At 56.7% G+C, this 20,728-nt stretch carries 17 protein-coding genes; 8 read left to right on the top strand and 9 right to left on the bottom strand.

The genetic code is table 11. The features are described from left to right. Positions 1-101 precede the first annotated feature (101 nt). The 6 genes from ileS (at position 102) to mutL (ending at position 9,147) form a co-directional block, all read left to right on the top strand. Positions 102-2,942 (top strand): isoleucine--tRNA ligase, encoded by a 2,841-nt coding sequence (gene ileS, locus IT971_RS18035; protein WP_065701771.1) that lies wholly within the window; start codon positions 102-104, stop codon positions 2,940-2,942. A gap of 69 nt (positions 2,943-3,011) precedes the next feature. Beyond that, complete coding sequence (gene lspA, locus IT971_RS18030; protein ID WP_007090158.1) at positions 3,012-3,485, top strand: signal peptidase II; 474 nt, start codon at positions 3,012-3,014, stop codon at positions 3,483-3,485. Between the two features lie 50 nt (positions 3,486-3,535). Continuing rightward, the gene (locus IT971_RS18025) at positions 3,536-4,114 is read left to right on the top strand and encodes a DUF3035 domain-containing protein (protein ID WP_007090157.1); all 579 of its coding nucleotides are present in this window, start codon (positions 3,536-3,538) and stop codon (positions 4,112-4,114) included. Between the two features lie 187 nt (positions 4,115-4,301). Further along, positions 4,302-5,723, top strand: a complete 1,422-nt coding sequence (locus IT971_RS18020) for a pitrilysin family protein (protein WP_063093213.1) — start codon at positions 4,302-4,304, stop codon at positions 5,721-5,723. 2 nt (positions 5,724-5,725) lie between these two features. Beyond that, entirely contained in the window at positions 5,726-7,084 is a 1,359-nt protein-coding gene (locus IT971_RS18015; protein WP_065701770.1) for a pitrilysin family protein, read from the top strand. Between the two features lie 119 nt (positions 7,085-7,203). Then, complete coding sequence (mutL, locus tag IT971_RS18010) at positions 7,204-9,147, top strand: DNA mismatch repair endonuclease MutL (protein WP_065701769.1); 1,944 nt, start codon at positions 7,204-7,206, stop codon at positions 9,145-9,147. Positions 9,148-9,163: 16 nt separating this feature from the next. Here the strand turns inward: mutL and IT971_RS18005 are convergent, their stop codons facing one another. The 4 genes from IT971_RS18005 to IT971_RS17990 all read right to left on the bottom strand — a co-directional run bounded on the left by IT971_RS18005 (position 9,164) and on the right by IT971_RS17990 (position 13,573). Further along, positions 9,164-10,618: a pentapeptide repeat-containing protein gene (locus IT971_RS18005; RefSeq protein ID WP_065701768.1), complete on the bottom strand. Its 1,455-nt coding sequence runs from the start codon at positions 10,616-10,618 to the stop codon at positions 9,164-9,166. Positions 10,619-10,635: 17 nt separating this feature from the next. Beyond that, entirely contained in the window at positions 10,636-11,532 is an 897-nt protein-coding gene (locus tag IT971_RS18000) for an OmpA family protein (RefSeq protein WP_074624792.1), read from the bottom strand. Positions 11,533-11,582: 50 nt separating this feature from the next. Further along, entirely contained in the window at positions 11,583-12,356 is a 774-nt protein-coding gene (locus IT971_RS17995) for a motility protein A (protein WP_007090151.1), read from the bottom strand. A 365-nt stretch (positions 12,357-12,721) separates the two neighbouring features. Continuing rightward, entirely contained in the window at positions 12,722-13,573 is an 852-nt protein-coding gene (locus IT971_RS17990; RefSeq protein WP_065701766.1) for a GNAT family N-acetyltransferase, read from the bottom strand. Positions 13,574-13,772: 199 nt separating this feature from the next. Here IT971_RS17990 and IT971_RS17985 point away from each other — a divergent pair, with 199 nt between their 5' ends. After that, positions 13,773-14,846 (top strand): siderophore-interacting protein, encoded by a 1,074-nt coding sequence (locus IT971_RS17985; protein WP_065702139.1) that lies wholly within the window; start codon positions 13,773-13,775, stop codon positions 14,844-14,846. 14 nt (positions 14,847-14,860) lie between these two features. Here IT971_RS17985 and IT971_RS17980 read toward each other — a convergent pair whose 3' ends face one another. From IT971_RS17980 to IT971_RS17960, 5 genes are all read right to left on the bottom strand, one after another. Continuing rightward, on the bottom strand, positions 14,861-15,781 hold the full coding sequence (locus IT971_RS17980) for a hypothetical protein (RefSeq protein WP_065701765.1): 921 nt from the start codon (positions 15,779-15,781) through the stop codon (positions 14,861-14,863). Positions 15,782-15,954: 173 nt separating this feature from the next. Beyond that, complete coding sequence (locus IT971_RS17975) at positions 15,955-16,905, bottom strand: metal ABC transporter permease (RefSeq protein ID WP_065701764.1); 951 nt, start codon at positions 16,903-16,905, stop codon at positions 15,955-15,957. Next, the gene (locus IT971_RS17970) at positions 16,902-18,122 is read right to left on the bottom strand and encodes a metal ABC transporter permease (protein WP_065701763.1); all 1,221 of its coding nucleotides are present in this window, start codon (positions 18,120-18,122) and stop codon (positions 16,902-16,904) included. The genes IT971_RS17975 and IT971_RS17970 overlap by 4 nt, the downstream gene beginning before the upstream one ends. A 39-nt stretch (positions 18,123-18,161) precedes the next feature. After that, the gene (locus IT971_RS17965; RefSeq protein WP_065701762.1) at positions 18,162-18,962 is read right to left on the bottom strand and encodes a metal ABC transporter ATP-binding protein; all 801 of its coding nucleotides are present in this window, start codon (positions 18,960-18,962) and stop codon (positions 18,162-18,164) included. 23 nt (positions 18,963-18,985) lie between these two features. After that, entirely contained in the window at positions 18,986-19,960 is a 975-nt protein-coding gene (locus IT971_RS17960; protein WP_065701761.1) for a metal ABC transporter solute-binding protein, Zn/Mn family, read from the bottom strand. Positions 19,961-20,103: 143 nt separating this feature from the next. On the opposite strand from IT971_RS17960, the gene mntR reads away from it, so the two are divergent. Then, positions 20,104-20,538, top strand: a complete 435-nt coding sequence (gene mntR, locus IT971_RS17955) for a manganese-binding transcriptional regulator MntR (RefSeq protein ID WP_065701760.1) — start codon at positions 20,104-20,106, stop codon at positions 20,536-20,538. Positions 20,539-20,728: the final 190 nt, after the last annotated feature.

The raw sequence follows: 20,728 nt of genomic DNA, 5'->3' as shown, positions 1-20,728 counted from the left end.
TTGTCGACGAACCCGTTATGATCCGCGCGCCTTTACGGGGGCAGCCAGTATCACCGGGGGTTCGCCCTTGTAATTTGTTTAAAGACGACAGGACCGTCACGATGAGTGTCGAATACAAAAAGACCGTTATCCTGCCCAAGACCGATTTTCCGATGCGGGCGGGTTTGCCAAAGATGGAGCCGACCCTGCTGGAACAGTGGGCGAAAGAGGACCTCTATGGCAAAATTCGCGGTATTTCGGCGGATCGTGAAATGTTTGTCCTGCATGATGGCCCGCCCTATGCCAATGGCCATCTGCATATTGGTCATGCACTCAACAAAATCCTGAAAGACGTGATCACCCGTTCGCAGCAGATGCTGGGCAAGAACGCGGTTTATGTGCCGGGCTGGGATTGTCACGGGCTTCCGATCGAATGGAAGATCGAAGAACAATACCGTGCCAAAGGCAAGAACAAGGACGACGTGCCGATTGCCGAATTCCGCAAGGAATGCCGCGAGTTCGCCCAGAAATGGCTTGATATCCAGCGCGAGGAATTCAAGCGGCTTGGCGTGATGGGCGACTGGGACAATCCCTATGTCACCATGGATTACAAGGCCGAGGCATCGATTGCCCGCGAGCTTGGCAAATTCCTGATGAACGGCTCGCTCTATATGGGCTCGAAGCCGGTCATGTGGTCGGTGGTCGAAAAAACCGCCCTGGCCGAGGCCGAGGTCGAATATCACGACCACACCAGCAAAACGATCCATGTCCGGTTCCCGGTTGTTTCATCCAAGGTCGACGCCCTTTCCGATGCGACGATCCTGATCTGGACCACAACCCCATGGACGATCCCCGGCAACCGCGCGATTTCGTACGGGGCCGAGATCGACTATGTCGTGATCGAAGTGACCGAAACCGCCGAAGAAGCCTGGGCCAAGGTCGGCGAGAAAATGGCGATCTGTGCCGATCTGGTCGAAGACGTTTGTAAAAACGGTCGCATCACCGGGCACAAGGTTGTTGGCAATTTCAAGGGTTCCGACCTTGAAGGCACCATTGCCGCCCATCCGTTCCGTGGGCAGGGTTATGAGTTTGACGTGCCGCTTCTGGCGGCGGATTATGTCACGACCGACACCGGTACCGGCTTTGTCCATACCGCGCCGACGCATGGCCCGGACGATTACCAAACCGGTCTGAAATACGGTCTTGAAATCCCGGAAATGGTGGATGGTGAAGGGGCTTATTACCCGACCGTGCCGCTGTTTGCCGGCAAACGCATCTATGATGAAAATGGCAAGGAAGCCGATGCCAACGAAGCGGTCATTGCCAAGCTGGTCGAGGTTGGCGCGTTGCTGTCGCGCGGGCGTCTGAAGCACTCCTATCCGTGCTCCTGGCGATCCAAGGCGCCGATTATCTATCGCACCACACCGCAATGGTTCATTTCCATGAAGGATAATGACCTGCGCGAAAAGGCGTTGAAGGCGATTGATGAAACCCGCTTTGTGCCGGAAGGCGGGCGTAACCGTCTGCATTCGATGATTGCCAATCGCCCGGACTGGTGCGTTTCGCGCCAGCGTGCCTGGGGGGTGCCGATCACGGTGTTCATCAATAAAAACACCCGTGAACCGCTGCGCGATCAGGACGTGCTGAACCGTGTTTACGACGCCTTCTGCGAAGAAGGTGCCGATGCATGGTTCACCCGCGATGCGCAATATTTCCTGGGCGACAGATATGACGCCAAGGATTTCGAACAGGTCACCGACGTTCTTGACGTCTGGTTTGATTCCGGTTCGACCCATGCCTTCGTGCTGGAAGAACGCCAGGACCTGAAATGGCCGGCTGATCTTTACCTTGAAGGATCGGATCAGCATCGCGGCTGGTTCCATAGCTCTTTGCTGGAATCCTGCGGCACGCGCGGCCGTGCGCCTTATGACGCGGTTCTAACGCACGGTTTCGTTCTGGACGGCGAAGGCCGCAAGATGTCCAAGTCGCTTGGCAACGTCATCGCGCCCCAGGACATCATCAACAAGCTTGGTGCGGATATCCTGCGTCTTTGGGTGGTCAGTTCCGACTATCACGATGACCTGCGCATCAGCCACGAGATCATCGAACGTCATTCGGACATCTATCGCCGCCTGCGTAATACGCTGCGTTTCCTGCTGGGCAATCTTGACGGCTTTACCGAGGCGGAAAAGGTTGCGGATAACGAATTGCCGGAACTGGAACGCTGGGTCCTGCATCGTCTGAGCAAGCTGGACGATCTGGTGCGCAAGACGACGGCGGATTTCGATTTCCATACGCTGTTTATCGAACTGCATAACTTCTGTGCGCTTGATATGTCGGCGTTTTACCTCGATATCCGCAAGGACGCGCTTTATTGCGACGCGCCAAGCAGTGCCAAACGCCGTGCGGCGCGTACCGTTATGGACCGCGTGTTTGACAGTCTGGTGCGCTGGCTGGCACCGGTTCTGTGCTTTACCGCCGACGAGGCATGGCGCGCGCGCTATGGTGCCGACAGTTCGGTTCATTCCGAGACGTTCAACACGATCTCGGATGGCTGGAAAAACGACGCGCTGGCCGCCAAGTGGGAAAAAATCCGCAAGCTGCGTCGCGTTGTAACCGGTGCGCTGGAACTGGAACGTGCCGAAAAACGCATCGGGGCCAGCCTTGATGCCGCACCGAAGGTCTATGCAACGGCGGAATATGTCGAAGCGCTTAATGGCCTTAATCTTGCCGAAATCGCCATCACATCTGATGTAGAACTGATCACCGGCGACGCACCCGAAGGGGCCTATACCCTTGAAGAAGTTACCGGCGTTGGTGTGGTTCCGGCATTGGCCGAGGGCGAGAAATGCGAGCGTTGCTGGCAGACATTGCCCGAAGTCGGCAGCCACCCGGTGCACAAAACCGTGTGCCTGCGCTGTGCTGATGCCGTTGATGAAATGGGGATCGAGGCCGCCCAATAAGGCGGCCCGTTTCCGGTTCTGGTCTGTCCATTCGGAAGACCGTGTTCAGGCAAGACAGAAAGAGTGTTGATGAAACATCGTGCCTTTGTCTTTGGGCTGGTCATTATTGCGGTTGTCTTTGCCGTCGATCAGTGGACCAAGCAGCTGGCGATTGACGGATTGTCAAACCCGCATCGCGTGATTGAAGTCACGCCGTTCATGAATTTCCTGCTGGCATGGAACAGTGGCGTTTCATTCGGCCTGTTCCAGGGGCAGGCGCCGTGGGTCATGATTTTGGCGACGGCGGCAATTACCGTCGGCTTCCTGATCTGGATGTGGCGGACGCGCGACCGGTTGTTGGGCATTGCGCTGGCGCTTGTGGTTGGCGGGGCGGTTGGCAACCTTGTTGACCGGTTGCGTCACGGGGCGGTAACCGACTTTATCGATATGCATGTTGCAGGCTATCATTGGCCGGTTTTCAACATTGCGGACAGCGCAATTACGATTGGTGCAGTCCTTTTGTTGATCGATTCCCTGTTTGGCGGTAAAAAATCATCCAGGTAATTTTTGATCCGGCAATTCCGTGCCGGAGACTGAGTGGTAAAGAGGCATCAATGGCCCGGAAACTATCGACATCGATTTTCAAAGTTGCGCTGCTGGGCGGTTTGGCATTTGCCGTGTCCGGTTGTGAATCAACGCGTGAAACGTTTGGTCTGAACAAAACGGCTCCGGACGAGTTTCAGGTTGTTTCCCGTGCACCGCTGAGCCTGCCGCCTGATTTCACGCTGCGTGTTCCGGAACCGGGCGCACCGCGCCCGCAGACCGGCACGACCACCGATCAGGCGCGTCGTATCCTGACCGGTGAAGACCCGGACGCGGTCAAGCGTGATATCACCGATGGCAATCGCAGTCAGGGGCAGGTTGCCCTGCTGTCGCAGTCGGGCGCGCAATATGCCGATCCGGCAATCCGCACCACGGTTGATCGTGAAACATCGATCTTTATCGAAGAAAGCGACAGCGTCGTCGACAAGCTGATCTTCTGGCAGGAAAAACCGCAATTTGGCACCCAGGTTGATGCCGAAGCCGAAGCCAAGCGCATCCGCGATCAGCAGGCATTGGGTGAGTCGGTTTCCGAAGGTGAAACACCGGTCATCGAACGCCGTCAGAAAGGCTGGCTGGAAGATATCTTCTAGGGTGTTGCGGTCACTTTCCGGTGAGTTGTCCCGGAAATAGAACAAAATTCGAATTATGGCAGGGCGCGGTCTTTCCGCGCCCTTGTTCTGTCATATTCAGTTCTTAATCAAAACTTGTCCGTTGCCGTATAGATCAGGCACCCTGCCTGCTTCCTGGCGATCCTGCTTATAGCATTGGGATGACGTAATGACATTTCCGACCCGATCCCCGATTTCGATATTTGCGCGCGGGCCAATTGGCCTGCTTGCCGCTGTTCTTATGATCCTGAGCCCCCATTTGGCCGGGGCGGCGGTTTTCAGCCCGCAAACCATGACCCTTGATAACGGCATGCAGGTTGTGCTGGTGGAAAATCACCGCGCCCCGGTCGTAACCCATATGGTCTGGTACAAGGTCGGATCCGCCGACGAGACTGAGGGCGTATCAGGGATTGCCCATTTCCTTGAACATCTGATGTTCAAGGGTACGAAGGACATTGCCCCGGGTGATTTTTCCAAGATCGTTGCGCGCAATGGCGGCAATGACAATGCATTCACCGCATGGGACTATACCGGGTATTTCCAGAATATCGCGCGTGACCGGCTTGAAATGGTCATGCAGATGGAAGCCGACCGGATGCAGAATCTTCAGCTTTCCGATGATGTGGTTTTACCCGAACGCGACGTGATCATCGAAGAACGCAGATCACGGATTGATAACAATCCCGGTGCGCTTCTGGGTGAACAGATGCGGGCTGCCCTTTATATGGCCCATCCCTATGGCCGGTCGATCATCGGCTGGCTCAATGAGATGGAAACCCTGTCGACCGATGACGCGCTGGCGTTTTATCGCAAATGGTATGCGCCCAATAACGCCATTCTGGTCGTGGCCGGGGACATCACCATGGATCAGCTTAAACCGCTGGCCGAAAAATATTATGGTGTCATTCCGGCGGGCGACGTTGCCACCCGCCACCGTGTCAAGGAACCGACCCAGCATGCCCCGCGCAAGGTAACGCTGACCGATCCGCGCGTCGGGCAGGCATCCATGTCGCGTTATTACCTTGCACCGTCCTACAACAGCGAAAATGCCGATCAGGCCGCCCCGCTTGAGGTCCTGAGCGAAATCCTTGGATCGGGCACGACCAGCCGTTTCTTCCGATCCCTTGTTGTCGATCAGTCGATTGCGACCAGTGCCGGGACTTTCTATGACCCGGTTGCGGTTGATCTGGCAAGCTTTGGCCTGTATGCCGTCCCGCGCGACGGTGTCGAACTGGCCGATCTGGAGAAGGCGGTAGATGCCGAAATTGCCAAGGTTGCGGAAAATGGCGTGACCGAGGAAGAACTGGCGCGTGCCAAGCAGAAGCTTCTTGATAGTGCGGTTTTCGCCCGTGACTCCCTTTCGGCGGCTGCGCGTACCCTGGGCGAAGCGCTGGCGGTTGGTTTGACCGTCGATCAGGTTGAAAGCTGGCCGGATCGGATCAAGTCGGTAACGGTCGAGCAGGTCAACGAAGCTGCCAAATCGGTATTTGACGATAAACGTTCAGTAACCGGCTGGTTGCAGCCGCCCGAAGGCGGCCCGGTGAACGGCATGCCAACCGCGCCGGTCACCGGCGAGCAGGAGGTGCATTGATCATGAGCTATATTGCAAAGACAATTCCGGTAATGAAAATGCGCAAAACCCTGCTGGGGCTGGCATCGGCCACCCTGTTGATGACGTCATTTGCCAGCCACGCAAGGGCTGTCGAGGTACAGGAAGTCACATCGGATGGCGGCATTACCGCATGGCTGATCGAAGATCACCTGAACCCGCTTCTGACGGTTGATTTTGCCTTCAAGGGGGCCGGTTCCGCGACCGACCCGGAAGGCAAGGGGGGGCTTGCCAATATGGTGTCGGGCCTGATCGACGAGGGGGCTGGCGAAATGGACAGCCAGACCTTCCGCACCGAAATGGAAGACCGGTCGATCAGCATTTCCTTTGATGCCGGTCGCGATGATTTTTCCGGATCAATGGTGACATTGACGCGCGAACGCGACACGGCGATTGATCTTCTGCGTCTGGCGCTTACCGAGCCGCGCTTTGACGACGAGGCGGTTGAACGCATCCGTGCACAGGTGATTTCGGGCTTGCGCCGGGCGGAAAATGATCCGGGCGATATTGCCGGCAAGGCGTTTTTCAAATCGATCTTTGGTGATCATCCCTATGCCAATCCGGTATCGGGAACGATGGCATCGGTCAGTAGCCTGAATGCCAATGATTTCCGTGAATTTGTCCGTCATGCCATGGCGCGCGACAATCTGGTGATCGGGGTCGCGGGCGATATCACGGCCGAGGAACTCGGCCCATTGCTTGACGAAGCCTTTGGCGGTCTGCCGGACAAAAGCGACCTTCCGGCCATTCCCGAAGTCACGCCAAAATTTGGCGGGATCGAGGTCATTCAGCAGGACATCCCGCAAAGCCAGGCAGTCTGGGGCCAGAAGGGTATCGCGCGCAAGGACCCGGATTTCTATGCCGCCTATGTCATGAACTATATCCTTGGCGGCGGCGGTTTTTCATCGCGCCTGACAGAGGAAGTGCGTGAAAAGCGCGGCCTTGCTTACGGCGTATACAGCTATCTGGCCGATATGGACAAGGCTGAGCTGATCACGGGCGGAGTTGCGACGCGCAACGATGCCATCGGCCAAAGCCTGTCGATTATTGGCGATGAATGGCAGAAGATGAAGGACAAAGGCGTGTCGCAGGAAGAACTCGATAACGCCAAATCCTATCTGACCGGGGCCTTCCCGCTGCGCTTTACCAGCCTTGGCAACCTGTCGGGCATGCTGGTTGGCATGCAGATGCAGGAACTGGGCAAGGACTTCCTTGATAAACGCAATAGCTTTGTCGAGGCCGTCACCCTTGATGACGTCAACCGGGTTGCCAGCGAACTGCTTGATCCGGCCAATGTTACCGTGACGGTGGTGGGCAAACCCGAAGGCGATCTGGCGTTTTAAGCCGATCCTGACTTTAAAATGTACAAAGCGCGGTGAAAGGCATTTCGCCGCGCTTTGTGCTTTGATAGGTTCGTTTCAATCACAATAATATCACCCCGATTTAACGAGCATTTCCCTTCATGACCCTGCGCGTCCTGCCCCAGAACCTGATCAACCAAATTGCCGCCGGTGAGGTGGTTGAACGCCCGGCTGCGGCGTTGAAGGAACTGGTGGAAAATGCGCTGGATGCCGGGGCAACGCGGGTAGACGTGACCTTGCGCGATGGTGGGCGGACCCTGTTGTCGGTGACTGACGATGGCAAGGGCATGACGCCCGATGAACTTGGCCTTGCGGTCGAACGTCACGCGACGTCCAAGCTGCCCGATGATGATCTGTTCAATATCGGTTTTATGGGGTTTCGCGGCGAAGCCTTACCATCCATCGGATCGGTATCACGGATGCGCCTGACCAGTCGGGTGCGCGGGGCGGAAAATGCCTGGACGTTGACGGTTGAAGGTGGGGCGAAAAGCGTACCGGAACCGGTGGCCCACCCGTTTGGCACGCGAGTTGAGGTACGCGACCTTTTCTATGCGACACCCGCCCGGCTGAAGTTTCTTAAAACCGCGCGGACCGAACAGATGTATGCGCGCGAAATCATGGATCGGCTGGCGATGGCGCGGCCCGATGTTGGCTTTACCCTGTCGGGGGACGGCAACAAGCAGATTTTGAATTACCCGGCCTGCGAAGGTGATTTGTTCGATGCCCGCCTGAAACGGCTGGGGGCAGTTATGGGCCGTGAATTTCAGGATAACGCCCTTCAGATCGAAGCAGAACGCGAAGGCATTCGCCTGACCGGCTATGCCGGGGTGCCGACATTGAATCGTGGCAACGCGCAGATGCAGTTCATGTTTGTCAATGGCCGCCCGGTCAAGGACCGGCTGTTGCAGGGGGCGGTGCGCGGGGCCTATCAGGATTTTCTGGCGCGCGACCGTCATCCGTTGCTGGCGCTGTTTTTTGAACTTTCGCCCCGTGATGTTGACGTCAACGTCCATCCTGGCAAAACCGAGGTCCGGTTCCGTGATCCGGGCATGGTTCGTGGGTTGATCGTCGGCGCGCTCAAACACGCCTTGGCCGGGGCCGGGCACCGGGCATCGACCACGGTGGCCGATATGGCGCTGGGCGCAGCCCGGCGCGAAGGTGACGGACCATCCTTGCCCTATGGCGGCGGGCGCCCCGCCTCGGGCGGGTATAATTTCGGGTCCTATCAACCCAGCCATCCAGGTTCGGCAGCCATACAGCGCGATTACGCGGCACAGGCACCGGCAACCTCGTTTGGTGGCCTGTTTGATCGCGGGCGTGATTTTGCCGGTGGAGAGACCGGCGGTGATAATGGCGGATTTGCCGCGGCTGCCGCCAGTGCGCTGGCCGGGGGATATGGTGGCGGGTATGCCGGTGCTGCCCCGTCGGCACGGATCGACGACACTGATGTCGCCAAATTTGTTGATCATCCGCTGGGCGCTGCGCGCGGGCAGGTGCATGCAAACTATATCATCGCCCAGACCCGCGATGGCTTGGTGATTGTTGATCAGCATGCCGCCCACGAACGCATTGTCTATGAACGTATGAAGGCCGATCTGGCGGAAAATGGCGTTAAACGGCAGGGATTGCTGTTGCCCGAAGTCGTCGAACTGGACGAGGCATCTGCCGAACGGGTGGCTGAGCGTGCCGAAGAATTTGCCGAATTGGGGTTGGTGATCGAGCCGTTTGGCCCCGGTGCGCTGGTGGTGCGCGAAGTGCCCGCAATGCTGGGCAAGGTTGATGTTGCGGGGCTGGTGCGCGATCTGGCCGACGAGATCGTCGAACTGGGGCAGGGCATGGCCCTTAAGGACCGGCTGATGTATGTCTGCGCGACCATGGCATGCCATGGGTCGGTGCGGTCCGGGCGGAAGCTCAATGCTGATGAAATGAATGCACTATTGCGCCAGATGGAAGCCACCCCGCATTCAGGGCAGTGCAACCATGGCCGCCCGACCTATGTTGAACTGAAACTGCACGACATCGAAAAGATGTTTGGTCGGCGCTAGGCTTTAAGCCTGATCCTTAATCCTTGAGCTTCATGTCACGTGGCAGGCGGGTATTGGCGTTGATCCGTGCGCCTTGGATCTGTTCGGCGAACAATCCCTTGGCCGTGGACAGATCGGCATCGCGGAAATCGGTTTGGGCAAGATTGGCACCGCTCAGATCGCAATTGTGCAGTGTCATGGCGCGAAATGATGCACCTGCCAGATCAGAGCCGAGAAACACCGTGTTGCGCAAGATGGCATCGGTAAAGCTGGCACCGGAAAGACGGGTGGCGGCAAGCACGGCATGATCCAGATTGCAGCCGATGAAATCGCCCGCCGTCATATCGCAACGACGCAGCACCGCCTTTTTGCAATTGGCATTGCGAAATGACACATGCGGCAAGGCACATCGGGTCAGGTCGATGCCTTCAAGATCGGCATCGCGCAGATCGGCGTGCCTGATCGACATCATCGCCCCCTCCTTGCCGCCGGTATCAACCCAAAGCCGATGCCCCTTAAGGGCTTCGGTCAGATCGATTTCAACCAGCTTTTCATCAACGCTGGTGTCGGCCGGGTCTGCGTCTTCTGCCCTGTCATCGGTCAGTTTGGCGGTTTCAAGCGGTTGCGGCACGGGGGAAAGCACCGCGCGAACGGATTCTGCCGCATCAAGGTTATAGTCGCGCTGCGTTTTCCCCGGTTTGGCATCAGAGGTTTCAATGCCGATCTTGGCACTGGTGGAGCGTTTGGTGTCCAACGTCTGTGTGACCGTGGCAGCGTTGCGTGATGATGTTTTGGAGTGCATCGCAGGTTTCAGGGTGACGGACCGCGACGGTCGCGGTTTGGCTGCGGGCTTTTCGCCATTCTGATCCGATGCCGGTTCCTCGGCAGGTTCAGGCGATTTGATGTCGTCATGACGTCGGGCCGGTTTTTCAATCTCGCGGTCGATCAGGGCGCTGGCATTGCGGGGCTGGCGTATTTTGCGCGATGGTTCGGCGACATTATCGCCTTCGCGTGCCGGGCCGAAATAATTGTCTTCGAATACGAAGCGGCGCGGCTTTTTAATCACGGTTTGAACGATCTTGCGCAAACGGTCGGCGTCGACCGGCTGGCGAAAGACGCCTTCAATCCCGGCTTCGACCGCATCGCGCATGGCGCGACGATCCAGTTTTGGCGCGCCTAGCAAGACCGGGACCTGATTGCAGAATGGATCGGCATCCGACGCGCTTTGACGCAGGTCGCGAATGGTCGAAATACCGCGAATACCGTCCAGATAAAGACCTATCAGGATCAGATCCGGGCGGTGTTTACGGGTCAGTTCGATGATGGCGTCGCGGTCGTCACTCGCATGAAAGGCCGCCAGATGCAGCGGTTCAAGTGCTGTCTGCACTGCCTTGATGTTCCGGTCACTGTAATCGGCATACAGGACGGATAGTTTTTTTGGCGACCGCGTTGTCATTCCACCAAGCTTGCCTGCTTTATCGAGTTTTGTCACCCGGTTGCATCCGATGATTACTGGTTGCCCGGTACTGAAAAGCTTCGACGTTGTTCGGGTGATGGAATGCCATCACTGCCTGTTTCCGTGTTTGTGCCACCGGTCGGTCCGGATGTCGTCGCGCCGCTATTGTTTCCGGCGTCATCGACCATTTCGATCATGATTTCGACGCGTCGGTTTTGTGCCCGGCCTTCGGGCGTGCTGTTGTCGGCAATCGGGCGGCTGTCACCGTGGCCCTGCACAACCATGCGGGCCGGGTCGGTACCATTCTGATCAATCATGTAATGGATGACCGATGTGGCCCGCGCCGCCGATAAATCCCAGTTCGAGATATAGGGCGAATTTGACGATACCGGAATGTTATCGGTGTGGCCGGAAACCACGACCTGACCTTCGGTCTGATTGATGACCGGTACAAGCCGGTTCAGGATGGCCGCAAATTCCGCTGTCATCCCCGAAGAGCCGGATGGAAAGGCAATCTCGTTTGGAAAACGGACAACCACGTCGCCGTCTTTTCGATCAACGCCGATCTGGTTTGTCATGCCCATTTTATGAAGCACGGTTTCCAGTGTTTCTTCGAGGGCCTCGGCCTTTTCAGATTTGCTGTCGCCTTCCTTTATCTCGATCTCGGGCGTTTCGACGGGCGGGATGTTGGAAACAATGCGGGGGGTGTCAGGGGTCGGCTGTTTCAGCGCCTTGCCAAGGATCGAACCATCAAGTTCGACAACACCGGCCAGTTCGTCCTGCTTGCTAAAGCCAAACGCGGTTTTGACCGATCCGGCAATCTGTTTGTATTTGATGACATCCATTTCGGCAAAGGTGAGCAACAGCACAAACAGCACGAGCAGCAATGACATGAGATCGGCGAATGTCGCCATCCATGCGGGAGCTCCTGCTGCCGGTTTCTTTGCCATCTTCTACGCCTGTTGCCTTATGTATCTGTCGTAAATGAATGTTGCGCGGTTTATTCGCCGCCTTCGCTGTCGGTATCTTTGGGGATACCGCCCGGCAAATAGGGCCCAAGAATTTCCTTCATCACCAATGGGCTTTGGCTTGATTGAATCTGGACCACAGATTCGATAATCAACTGCTTGGTGCTTTTAAGCTGTTCGACCTTAAGGGCCAATTTGTCGGCAACCGGAAGCGCAATCAGGTTGGCTAGAACCGCACCATAAAAGGTGGTCAGCATCGCAATCGCCATGGCCGGGCCGATGGCATCGGGGTCCGACAGGTTGGCCAGCATCTGCACCAGACCGACCAGTGTGCCGATCATGCCAAAGGCCGGGGCGGTATCACCAATCCCGCGGAACATCAGTTCGCCAAGTTCGTCATTCTGGATCGATTTTTCGACCTCGCTCGAGATCGAACTTCGAATGACTTCACCGCTATGGCCATCAACACACATGCGAATGCCGCGCGCCATGATGTCGTTTTCAATCTCGACATTCTCAAGCCCCAGAAGGCCGTTCTTGCGCACCAGTGTTGAAAGTTCGATGGCCTTTTCATAGATCGACAGCGGATCTTCCTTTGGGTTCTTGAAGGCGATCCTGATCCCGATCTTCAGCGACTTGATCACATCACGCATCGGGAATTTAATCAGCGTTGCCGCCGCCGTGCCGCCAAAAACAACCATGATCGATGGCAGATCGACAAAGGCATTCAGGCTGCCGCCCATAAGGATGGCGCCAAAGATAACCCCCATACCGGCGACGATCCCGATAAGTGTTGCAATATCCATGATGCTTATACGTTTTCCGGCGTTATGAATTCATGCGGCAAAAGCTGGTTCGGGATCGAAAAAGGCAATCTTTCTTCCAGACTGTCAGGCAGCCATTCTGTTCTGGCAAACATCAAAACGCGGTACCCCTGATACGTGTCATGGTGTTGGCGGTTATATTTTCCGTTTCAATCCATCAAATTGGGAGGTTGCAGACGGATTTTCCATAGCAAGCGGATAAAATCCGGCATAATTCGTTCGCTCGGCGCGAACAATCCATATCTGTGCCTTCCCGATCCGCTTATATGCTTATCGCGAATGTCTAGGACATACTATACGTTTGTTAGTCGACTTTTGTCGGGGGCTCAACCCACCGGTAAGGATAGTCAGCCTAATTCAAACGATGTAATGCCAAACGTCATTTCAAGATTCAGTTCTGGGGCTTTGCCGCGATACATGCGCGCGGTTTCAAATTCCGCCTGCATGCCGTGTTCTTCGACCAGGGCACGGGCGGCTTCATTGCCATCGGGGATATCAAGATAGACCGGCTGATCCTGTTCCTTGCGGGTGGCAAGCAGGGCTTGGAACAGGGTGCGGGCATCGTCGATATTGTCGGCAAAAAGCGGCCCGACCTTATGCCCGGTGCGGCACGGCCGGATCACGCCATAGCCGCGCAATCCCATCGGGCCGCGAAGAGCCAGTGCGGTGTGCTTTTCCGCAGAAATCCAGCCGCGCAGAAACTCGATCCGGCTTTCCGGGAACAGTTTGCAGGTCTGTTCGAAGGCATCAATGATGGCGATATCATTGATCAGAAGTTCGAACAGGTCGTCGTTTTGCGGGTTTTGTGCCGTAACCACGCCGCCAAAGCGCAGGTTGCGATGGGCCAACTCAAAGCCAGATTTACGATAGTTTTCCTGCTGATCGACAACGCCATCAAGACCGATTGTTTTGGCAACCGCCTCGCCCAGCACGGTTTCCCAAAGCCGCAAACCAAGGCCTTCGCCGCGACGATCAGGGCGGCAGATGTAAAAGCCGACAAATCCGTAATCCGAATTGTAATGCACGGCTGAAATCACGGCGGCCAGCCCCTGTTTGTCAAACGTCCCCCAGAAGCCCAGCGGATCGGTATTGAAAAACGCATCCGCGTCCGAAAAACCCGGATTCCAGCCTTCCTGTGCGGCCCAATCAACGGCAGTGGCGAATTCAAAGGACTTCAGGCGGCGGATTTTATCGGTCATGGCATTGTTTCGTCTTTATGGATCATGGACTTCCGGTCATTCATGCATTGGTGCACGCATCCGACCGGTGCGGGTCGGGCCATGATGTAACATGACCCGACGATTGCAATGACAATAATTTTATTGAGAATGCCTATCAGTTTTATTATCAATGATGCACGGTCAATCGTTGCCCCCAACCGCCACCGAAAGTCATCTGATGCCTGTAAAGTCTGACAGCCCGCTGATTGCCAAAACCCGCATCGTTCTGAGCGCAAGTGCCGATGTCGCAAACGCGGTTGCAGCTTATTATGCCGAACATGATTGCGATGTGACGAACGATGACAACGGTGCGAAGATTTCACTTTCGGTCGGGCATCTGACTTTGCAGCCCGGTGAAAAGCACCTTGATATCGAAGTCGGCTCAAAAAGCGAGGCCGGTGTTGCACAGATGAAGGCCGCACTTATTGCCATCCTGCAAAGCATCGTACCCGAAGCCGATCTTGACTGCCGCTGGAAGGGGGCGGGGGAAAGCAACGGCAAGCTGCCGAACTTCCGGGAACTTCGTGTGATTGGTGTGACGGACCTGTCATCTCATATGCGCCGGTTGCGGCTGGCGGGGGATGATCTGGAATTTTACGATGGCGATGGCATTCACATGCGCCTTCTGATCCCGCCACGTGATGTTGGCGAACCGCAATGGCCGACATTGGCCCCCAATGGTATGGTGGTCTGGCCCGAGGGTGAAAATGCGGTTGCGCCAAGGGTTTACACCATCCGCCGGATCGATGCCAAGGCAGGCTGGATCGAGGTGGACTTTGTCATGCATGGCGATAACGGCCCCGGGTCTGCCTTTGCGCTTCATGCGCAACCGGGGGACCGGATCGGCATGACCGGGCCGCTGGGTGGGGAACTGCCCGATGCCGACTGGTTCCTGTTTGCAGGTGACGAAACCGCCCTTCCGGCGATTGGCCGTTATCTTGAAGAACTGCCCGAACATGCCAGCGGACATGCATTGATCGAGATACAAAGTTCGGCTGACATCATCGATCTGGCCACCAAAAGCCGGATCGCGATTGAATGGGTGTGTCGTGATACCCATCCCGCAACCGATACCAGTCCGATCCGCGAGGCGGTCAGCCGTATCGAAGTGCCCAAGGATCGGGCGCGTGTCTATTGCTGGGCCGGGGTCGAGCAGGCCAGCTATAAATCCATTCATCAGATATGGCGGAAGGAAGTCGGCCTTGACCGTGATCAGTGTCTCGCCATGACCTTCTGGCGCAAGACGGCCTGATTTTTGTTCAGGTGCTATTGGACTGATTTGCTTCGGTCGTGCAGTTCGGGGGCGAAATGGGCGATGGCCTGATCAAGGTCGACCAGAATTTCCGCAACCAGCAGATTGCCTTGTTGCGTGCCTGCCAGTTCGATCACGGCGCGAATGATATCGTGATTGGTCGGACGGGGGCCTGTGGTGATGGCTTTGGCGTGATCGAAGACTTGTTGTCGCGCCGCAAGAAAGGCCGCCATTTCGTCGGCAGCCGTCGGATCGTTTCCTGATTGTGTGTCATGCAATGCACGTTTCAGTGACAGGCCGGTCATATGGCTGCTGCTGGCAAACAGGGTCGCGGTGATCATGCGAAATGCCAGCGCATCCTGCGCCAGCTTTTTACGAACAACCGGATCGGTGATGACGTTCAGCGCGAAAAGATCGGCTTCGATTTCGTTATCGCGTTCCTTGGTGCCGCCATCGCCGAAATGTGACGGATCGCAATGGCGCACTTCGTGGCGCATCAACCAGCCATAGGTCAGATCGGCACTGCTGGAATAGTGAAGCTGATTGCCAAACCAGCCGCGCATCAGGTCGGCGAAAATTTCAGTCCCGCTACCCGGTGCGATTTTTGCCGGAATGAAAATCTGGCACGGTACTGCCTGATTGTTGCCGCGGCGTCCCGATACGGTAAAGGGCGACTGCGGCAGTTTGGCAAACAGCAGATCCACACCTTTTATGTTATCAAGGCCAAGCGTCCGATCAATGATCGACAGAAAGGAAGCACGGTCGGCGAAACTGTGCAGTGCAACCTTTTCATAACGGTTCAGGTCACGTTCGATGTCTGCAAGGGTTCTGAATTCCTGTGCTTTTGCAGGTAATGCCACGCCACCCGCCATGCCCGACAGCAGACAGCTAAAACAGGCAGTCGACAGATAGCGATAGAATACAGATTTCACCATGCTCCCAGTATGCCGTTCTGGAAGGCTCAGGGCGAGATCAAACTGATGCCGGTTTCAGGCACCCAGCTTGCGGGCGGCGGCAATCGCGCGGCGGATTTTTGCCAATCGGCGCGATGCCCGTTTAAGATCAAGTGTTGATCCGGTCAGTTTTGTCATTGTCATGCAAGCCTCCTTTACGCTTCGGCGCGCTGGCCGGTACGTTTGCGTTGCGGTCCGAACAGACAGGCCAGCAACAGGATAATACCGGAAATCGTGGCGATCATGCCGGCCGCACTGACCGCATAGGGCGACCCGAACCAGCCCGGCCCGTATCCGGCAAAAACATAACCCAGAACTGCCGAAATTACGGCAAACACAACGCTCCATCCGATCTGCCAGCCAAGCTGGTTGGTCATCAGGCGGGCTGCGGCAGGCGGGCAGACAAACATCGCAATCACAATGATCGATCCGACCGCATCAAAGGCGGCAACTGCGGCAATTGCGGTGGCGACAACCAGCGCAAATCCCAGTACACGGGTTCGAATGCCAATCGCCTCGGCAAAGGCGGCATCAAAGGTCGATATTTTCAATTCTTTCCAGAATAGCGTGATGAACAGCACGATCCCCAAAAGAACGACCGCCAGTCGCGGTAACTGGGGCGGAAGGGTTGCCAGGGCCGCCGGGTCAAGCAACGATTGCCATCCTTCGGCATCAAACCAGATCAGGCTTTCAAGATTGCCCAGCAACGCATGTTGCACATCGATGTGCACCGAACTGGTGTCTGTGATTTCAAGCAGCAGCACACCGGCGGCAAAAAGGGTTGTAAAAACAAGCCCCATCGCGGCCCCCGGCTCAACCCGGCCAAGCCGTTTGACAAGCTCGATCACGATGACGGCAACAATGGCGGCACAGCCCGCACCGATCATCATCGGTACGGCCGTGATGGTGCCGGTTACCAGAAATGCCACGACAATACCGGGTAGGACGACATGACTGATCGCATCTCCGATCAGGGCCTGGCGACGCAGCAAAAGGAAATTCCCGGGCAGGGCACAGGCAACCGCACCCAGAATACCGATCACGATTGGTGTCAGGCTGAGTTGCACAAATTCAGCACCCAGGGCGGTGATCAGATTGTCGATCATGCGGGGGATCCGGTCTGTTCGGCAATCACGCGGTCGATTTCGTCGATCTGATCCTGTGTCATCATATCCTCGATCGGGGTCAGACCGTCATAGCGTTCAATCGCTGAATCATCGGGCAGGATGCGCCGCGCCATCGCCCATCTTGCTTCGTCATGGGCGGCCTTTTGCGATGCGGTTTTACCACGCAGGGTTGCCACCCCGTCAGGCCGTATCATGCCGGACTGACGCAGGATGCGAAGGGTAAATCCATCATAGATCGGTTCGCGTCGCGCCAGTGCCAAAAGCCCCTGACGGCGATGCACGCGGCGCTGGAAACGCCAATGACGCAGGGCCGATGCCAGACCGCCACGAAGCGGTGAAAACAATGCGGAAAAGACAAAGAACCCGAACGCCACCAGAACAATGATCGGCCCGGTCGGGAGCGAGGCGGCGGCGGCCGAAAACACCGCCCCGATATAACCGGCAAGTCCGCCAATGGCGGCGGCAATACCGATCATCGGTCCGACCTGATTGGTCCAGAACCGGGCGGTAACCGGCGGAATGATCAGCAGGGCAACAATCAGGATCAGACCGACGATCTTGAGCCCGATCACGGTAACAATCAGCGCCAGCCCCATCATGGCCAGATCAATATGACGGACATTGATACCGGTTGTTGCGGCATATTCCGGATCAAACGCCACTAGCGTCATCGGACGGCGCAGCATGAAAACAAAGGCGGTGGCAAGGGCACCGGCAATCGCAATTGTGGTTGCCTCGCTGATCAGCATGCCAGCGGTCGATCCCAGCAGGAAGTTTTCAAGCCCGGCCTGACGGCCTGACGACATGGTTTGAATAATCGTCAGCAAAACGATGCCAAGCCCAAAGAAAACCGACAGAACCGCCCCGATTGCGGCATCCTCGGTCAGGCGGGTCTGGCGTGTGATCCATTCGACCATCAAAAGCCCGATGCCCGATGAAATGGCCGATCCGATGATCAATCCGGGTAACCAGCGGCCATCCCCGCCAAAGGCAACCATCAAGATGAAAGCAATACCAACACCGGGCAGGGTGGCGTGACTGATCGCATCGGAAACAAGGGCTCGTTTGCGCAGGAAAATAAACGCACCGGCACCACCCCCGGCAAGGCCCAGCAACCCGGCCCCAACCGCGACAAGGGCGCTGTTATATCCGGCCTGAAGGAAAAGGGCGCTTATGAAGTAATCAAGAAAACTCATCTGAGTGGTTCCGATGGCTTTGCCAAGACGGGCATTTGATCAGGCAAGACGCAATTCATCGATATGCGTGGTCGCCAGTCGCCCGCCATAGGTTTCCTGCAAATTGGCGGCGGTAAAGGTGGTATCGACCGGGCCTTCGGCAATGCGGCGCACATTGATCAGAAGCACGCGGTCAAAATACTCGGCAACCGTGGATAGGTCATGATGCACGCAAACAACTGTCCGGCCTTCGGACTTAAGGTCCTTAAGGACGGCGACAATGGCCCGTTCGGTTGCGGCATCGACCCCGGCAAAGGGTTCGTCGAGCAGGTAAAATTCGGCATTTTGCGCCAATGCGCGTGCAAGGAATACGCGTTGCTGCTGACCGCCGGAAAGCTGCCCGATCTGACGGGTGGCGAAGTCGGCCATGCCGACGCGTTCAAGGCATTCCATGGCCTGTTGGCGGTGGCGCGCCCGCCAGAAACGAAACAGCCCGACCGAGCCATAAAGCCCCATCAGGACGACATCGATAACGCGTGCGGGGAAATCCCAGTCAACACTGGCGCGTTGCGGAACATAGGCCACCCGGTCGCGTGCCTCGTGAAACGGTTTGCCGAAAATGCGTATTTCGCCAGACAGCCGGGGGATCACGCCAAGTGTCCCTTTCAGGAAGGTCGATTTGCCCGCCCCGTTCGGCCCGATGATTGCGGTCATGGAGCCCGCCGGGATAGAGGCATCGACAGAAAAGACCGCCGGTTTGTTGCCATAGGATACCGTAAGGCCACGCACCGTCAGCGGCGCATCCTTGCCCGCGACATCAACGATCTTTCCGGCTTCTGCAATCAGTTCTGCGTTGCTCATGACAGTTCCTTCGGTGGCGCGGCTCAGGAGCCGGCGGCCAGTTTGCCCTGCATCCCGGTGGCCGGGGCATCGCCGCCAAGCGCACGGGTGATCAGGGTCGCGTTATGGTCGATCATGCCGATATAGGTGCCTTCATAGGTGCCTGGCTCTCCCATGGCATCGGAAAACAGCGTGCCGCCGATTTCAACTTTCTGGCCGCGCGCGGCAGCACCCTCGATCAGGGCGCGCACATTACGCTCCGGCACGGAACTTTCAACAAAGACCGCGGCGATCTTGCGATCAACAATGGTGTCGACCAGTTCCTCGACCCGACGAAGGCCGGCTTCGGATTCTGTTGAAATGCCCTGAATGCCCAGAACCTCGAAATCATAGCCGCGCCCGAAATAGCTGAACGCGTCATGCGCGGTCAACAGCACACGGCTTTTTTCCGGCACTGTTTTGGTGACCAATTGCATGTAGGTAATCAGCTTTTCGATATCGGCAATATGCTTGTCGGCATTGGCGCGATAGGTGGCCTCGCCCTCGGGATCGGTCTTGATCAGCGCATCACGAACCGCCAGCACCACGGTTTCCCACAATTGCGGGTCCATCCAGACATGCGGGTCATAGCGGCCTTTATATTGCGCATGGCTCAGAAGCTTTGACGTGTCGATTGCTTCGCCGACGGCAATGACATTGCGGCGCTTTTCCAGATCAAGGAAGAATTCCTCAAGCTGTGCCTCAAGATACAGGCCATGCCACAAAACCAGATCGGCGCGCGCCATGGCGGCAATGTCGCTGCGTGTCTGGCGATAGGAATGCGGATCAACCCCGGGGCCCATCAGGGCGGTGACCTTTGCGCGGTCGCCTGCAACCTGACGCGCCGCGTCGGCGATCATGGATGTCGTGGCGACAACATCAATCGGCTTGGCAGAGGCAGCTGTCACCGAAACGGCAACAAAGCCGCAGACGGCAGCAAGGGCAAAACCTAAATTCCGGGCGATGCGGCGAAGCGACATGTGAGGCGGTCCTGTGATGCAAGTTAAAATCAGTCTGCCAATATCCCCTATTTATGTGCGGACTTTTAAAGTTAGTCAAGGCTAAATTGATTTTTGCACACTATGTTGATATGAAGACCTTGGGGATTTCAAAGGAGCTGTGAATGGGCGATCCGAATGCGCGTCATCCGCGACACAACAAGGCCGAAGTTTTTGCGCAATTGCGCGACGCCCATGCCCGCGAGGTAACCGAGGATTACGTCGAAATGATCGCCGACCTGATCCAGGAAGAAGGCGAGGCGCGATCCGTCGCCCTTGCCGAACGCTTTGGCGTGACGGCGGCGACGGTCAACAATACGATCAAGCGCCTGGAGCGTGACGGCTTTGTCACATCACGCCCATATCGCTCGATTTTTCTGACCGATCAGGGTAAGGAGCTTGCCGAGAAATGCCGCAAGCGCCACGAGATCGTCTATAATTTCCTGATCGCATTGGGCGTCGACCCTGCTATCGCGGAATTTGATGCCGAGGGGATCGAGCATCATGTGAGTGAGGAGACTTTGGCGGTTTTTGAGCTTGCATCTAAGAGTTCCCTCTAGCGCAGTTTTGTTTGCCTACTAAATGAGTAACCCTCAAATAGAGGGTGCGGACTTCTTTAGGTTCAAACGGCTTTGGGCCGGTTCTCTCCTTCGTTTTTTCTCCCAGGTTTTTGCTGCTTCAGTTAATATCGCTGTTAAGGCAAGTGCTCTTGCTCAATGGCAGTAGTGCTGACCTTCTCTCCGAAAACAG

Origin of the sequence: Thalassospira sp. B30-1 (assembly GCF_015767575.1) — a bacterium.
GTDB classification, from domain to species: domain Bacteria; phylum Pseudomonadota; class Alphaproteobacteria; order Rhodospirillales; family Thalassospiraceae; genus Thalassospira; species Thalassospira xiamenensis.
Note: the sequence above shows the minus strand (reverse complement) of the source record. Positions and strands in the feature narration are given on the sequence as shown.